General features: G+C 74.2%; 4 protein-coding genes. 3 read left to right on the top strand and 1 reads right to left on the bottom strand.

The genetic code is table 11. The features are described 5' to 3' along the window. Together VK640_08195 and VK640_08190 are read left to right on the top strand one after the other, a co-directional pair. The coding region (locus VK640_08195) for a hypothetical protein (protein HTE73164.1) at positions 1 to 251 on the top strand (251 nt) is incomplete at its 5' end. Positions 252 to 366: 115 nt separating this feature from the next. Next, positions 367 to 1,611, top strand: coding sequence for a GrpB family protein (locus tag VK640_08190; protein HTE73163.1), 1,245 nt, complete (start codon positions 367 to 369; stop codon positions 1,609 to 1,611). Here VK640_08190 and VK640_08185 read toward each other — a convergent pair. Continuing rightward, a complete protein-coding gene (locus tag VK640_08185) occupies positions 1,587 to 2,813 on the bottom strand; it encodes a low temperature requirement protein A (protein HTE73162.1) in 1,227 nt (408 codons plus the stop codon). The genes VK640_08190 and VK640_08185 overlap by 25 nt on opposite strands. 110 nt (positions 2,814 to 2,923) lie before the next feature. On the opposite strand from VK640_08185, the gene VK640_08180 reads away from it, so the two are divergent. After that, positions 2,924 to 3,109 (top strand): hypothetical protein (locus tag VK640_08180; protein HTE73161.1); only part of this gene is annotated, 186 nt, incomplete at its 3' end.

Raw genomic sequence — 3,109 nt, 5'->3', positions numbered from 1 at the left:
ACTTCAAGAGGGACCGCGACTTCTGGGTCGACGCGGCCAACGCGGAGGCGGCCGAGCTGTTCACCGGCAAGTGGGTCAAGGGCCGCACCGTCGACAGCCAGGAGACGGTGGGCCTCCGGGAGAAGGGGACCGAGGACCCCGGCACGCTGTACTTCGCCCAGTCGGACAAGCCCTACCCGCTGCTGGTCGTCCCGGACGCGAAGCCGAAGGCCAGGCCGCGTTCTCCGAGTGGGACGAGGCGGTCGAGGTGACGGCACCTCCCGAGGACCAGGTCGTCGACATCGACGAGCTTCGCCAGTAGCCGGCCCCGGTGGGGTGCCCGCCACAGCTGCCGCGGGACCGACCGGCCGTCACTAGCCTGGTCCCGTGCCGGACCCACCCCGCGAGCTGCGCGTCGTCCTGACCGTGCCGGACCACGACTCCGCGGTCCGGTTCTACCGCGACGTCCTCGGCCTGCGCGAGGAGGCGAGCTTCACCGACGACAACGGCGGGCGGGCCACGCTGCTGCACGCCGGCCGGGCCACGTTAGAGGTGGGCGACGAGGCGCACGCCGTCGCGATCGACGAGCTCGAGGTCGGGAGGCGGGTCGCCGGCCGGGTGCGGCTCGCCTTCGAGGTGACCGACGCCAATGAGGCGACGCAGCGGTTGCAGGCCGCGGGCGCCGGTCTGGTCGCCGGCCCGACCCGGACGCCGTGGGGCTCGGTCAACGCCCGGCTCGACGGCCCGGACGGCGCCGACGGCCAGCAGATGACCGTCTACACGAACGACCACTACGTGACCGAGCGGCCGCGGCTGGACTCGACGGTGCACCTCGCCGAGCCGGACCCTGCCTGGCCGGTGACCGGTGTTCGCCTGGTCCGGCAGGTGCGGGAGGCCCTGGGGCCGGTCGCCGTCGTCGTCGCGCACGCCGGCTCCACGTCGGTGCCCGGCCTGGCCGCCAAGCCGGTCATCGACCTCGTCCTCGGCGTGCCCGACCCGACCGACGAGGCGACGTACGTCCCGGCGCTGGAGGATCTCGGCTTCGCCCTGCGGATCCGCGAGCCGGAGTGGCGGGAGCACCGGCTGCTGCGGCACACCCGGCCCGACGCCAACCTGCACGTGTTCGCCTCCGGCGACGACGAGATCAGCCGGATGCTCGCCTTCCGCGACCACCTGAGCCGCGACGCGCGGGACCGGGCGACGTACGAGCAGACCAAGCGCGAGCTCGCTGCGCGGACCTGGGGCCACATCCAGGACTACGCGGACGCGAAGTCCGACGTCGTCGCCGACGTCGTGTCCCGTGCCGTCGCGACGGCTCCGGACGTCCGGGGCTGGACCGTGCACGTCGACAGTGCACGGACCAGCGCGACCGTGGCGGCCGACCTGGCGGTGGCGCTCGGCCTCCCGCTGCTCGACGCGGACCGGGTCTCGTCGGTTACGGGGTTGCCGGCGCCCGCTGCCGACTCAGCCGTCGAGGCGCTCGCCGGTGACAGCCGCGGCGCCGTGGTGCGCACGTCCCGGCCGGCCGGACCGCTCGGCGACCGCGTCGTCGAGACCGCGCTGCTCCCCGGTCCGGACGACCTCGACCGCCTGGTGCGGACCGTGCGTCAGGTGGCGGTGGCCGGCTCCTGAGCGGTCCCGCGGGTGTGGTGCTGGGCGATCAGCCAGACCGGTGGCAGCACGAGCAGCACGACACCCCAGCCCAGGGGCAGCCCGGCGGCGACCAGCGGCACCACCGCGAGGCAGCCCAGGGCGCTGACCACCATCCGGGTCGCCGCGCGCGCCGGTGCCGCCCCGAGCGGGGCGTGCAGCGCCCAGACCGCGACCAGGAAGACCGTGACCGGCACGGCGGTGGCCGCCGCCACCGTGGTGTCGCCGGCCTCGACGTGGTGGGTGACCGCCTCGGCGGTGACCTCGAGGCCGGCGCCGAGCGCCGCCAGGGAGGCGAACACCACGTAGTGCCCGTAGCCCCACCAGAAGCCGAGCTCACGGTGCCGGGCCAGGCCGCCGCCCGCGTCCTTGAGGAAGTAGACCCACCACAGGGCGAAGAGCAGCGCCAGGCTGCCGGCGCCGACCAGCACCAGCTCCGGGCTCGCGCCGTCCTCGTCCAGGATCGCGTTGACCGCCGCCGTCGAGGCGAGCACGCACTCGCCGAGCACGATGATCGTGAAGAGCCCGTAGCGCTCGGCGATGTGGTGCGGGTGCCACGCGGTCATCGCCGGGTGCTCGGCCCAGACCGGCACGGCGAGCTCGGCGGCGACCAGCACGAAGAACACGACGAGCGCCGGGCCCTCGGACAGGGCGAGGCGCAGCAGCCAGGCGACCTGCACCGCGGTGATCCCGACGACGAAGCGCAGCGCGGTAGCCCGGTGCTCCGGGTCGGCGCGGGCGGCCCGACCCCACTGCGCCACCATCGCCAGACGCATGATCACGTAACCGGCCGTTGCGACCCGGAAGTCGCGGTCCTCGAAGACCGGGTGCACGCCCGCGGCCAGCACGAGCACGCCGCTCATCTGCAGGAGCGTCAGCAGCCGGTACGGCGCGTCGTCGCAGTCGTAGGCCGACGCGAACCAGGTGAAGTTCATCCACGCCCACCAGATGGCGAAGAAGGCCATGAGGTACGTCGACAGGGTCTCGAGCGCGTGGCCGTCGGCGATGCCGTGCGCCAGCTCGGCCGCCACGGCGGCCACCGCCACCACGAACGTGAGGTCGAAGAGCAGCTCGAGCGGCGTCGACGCCCGGGGCGTCTCGTCGACCGAGCGCGACACCATGGGCCGCACCCACGGCCGGCGCAGCTCGGGCTCCCGGCCGACCTGCTGCGCACCCGTGGTCACGGGCCGGACGCTAGCCGGGCCGGGCGGTCCATGACAGCCCCCGACAACCCCGCTTCGAGGGACAAGGTGGCAGGGTTGATGTCGGCGCATCAGGCCTATAGCCTTGACCGGTGCTCGTGCTGACCGTGGACCAGCGCCGCAGCCGTGGGTCCGCCGACCAGGTCGAGCGCCTGCTCGGCTGGCTCGAGCAGCGCAGGCTGCCCACGGTCCGCCGGTTCGAGCGGACCGCCGGCGACGAGGTGCAGGGCGTCCTCGACAGCCCGCCCGCCGCGGTGGGACTGGTGCTCGACCTGGTC

Source organism: Actinomycetes bacterium, assembly GCA_035489715.1.
GTDB lineage: Bacteria > Actinomycetota > Actinomycetes > JACCUZ01 > JACCUZ01 > DATHAP01.
The sequence above is the reverse complement of the archived record's forward strand: the minus strand, read 5'-3'. Positions and strand labels throughout refer to the sequence as shown.